The following is a 778-nucleotide window of genomic DNA, read 5'->3' on the forward strand; positions in this document are numbered from 1 at the left end:
TCCCGGCCACGGACGGCCGTGGTCTTCAGCGAGGCCAAGTCGGAGCCGGCGCCCGGCTCGGAATAGCCCTGGCACCACCAGTCCTCGCAGGACAGGATGCGCGGCAAATAATAGGCTTTCTGTTCGGGACTGCCGAAGGCCATGATGACCGGCGCCACCATGTTCACGCCGTAAGGCATGATCTGCGGCGTGCCGGCCAGGGCGCACTCTTCCTCGAAGTTGTGGCGCTGCACCGGCGTGCAGCCGGGGCCGCCAGCCCGGCGCCACCCAGCCCTTGGCGGCCAGAATCTTGTGCCAGCGCACGCTGTCTTCCTTGCTCAGTCGCAGGTGGCTGCGCACCTTGTGCTGCAGGTCCGGCGGCAGGTTCGCCGCCAGGAAGGCCCGCACCTCGTCGCGGAAGGCCAGGTCTTCGTCCGTATAGTTCAGGTCCATACTGTCTCCTTGTTATCGTCGCGCGGCCCGCCCAAAAAAGCACGACCGTTCACAAGGATTGTACCTGAAAACTTTGCTTACTTAGCAAATAAAAAGACGCCTTCGCCAGCGCTGCCATTCCACCGCGCAACGGCGGCAGCGCCCATAAAAAAGGCGCTGTCACCGTTACCTGTTGAAGATGCCCAGCGCCGCTCGCAGGAAGCGCTCTGGAGAATCGATGCGCCGTCCATCGAGCGCCCAGCGCCAGCCGAGATAATTTGGCAAATAGCGCGAGGCCACGCCGTGGAAGCGCGCCAGCCATTGCCGAAAGCGCCGGTGGTAGCCGTTCACGTTCTGCACGTGCACC

General features: G+C 63.8%; 2 pseudogenes. Both read right to left on the bottom strand.

Annotated features, from left to right (window positions below):
- Positions 1–432 (bottom strand): annotated as a pseudogene (locus tag KVT32_RS27880) (acyl-CoA dehydrogenase family protein); the annotation flags it as partial.
- 165 nt (positions 433–597) lie between these two features.
- A pseudogene (locus KVT32_RS27885) lies at positions 598–778 on the bottom strand (IS1595 family transposase); the annotation flags it as partial.

It is taken from the genome of Achromobacter sp. GbtcB20 (assembly GCF_019091095.1).
Lineage (GTDB): Bacteria > Pseudomonadota > Gammaproteobacteria > Burkholderiales > Burkholderiaceae_B > Achromobacter > Achromobacter mucicolens.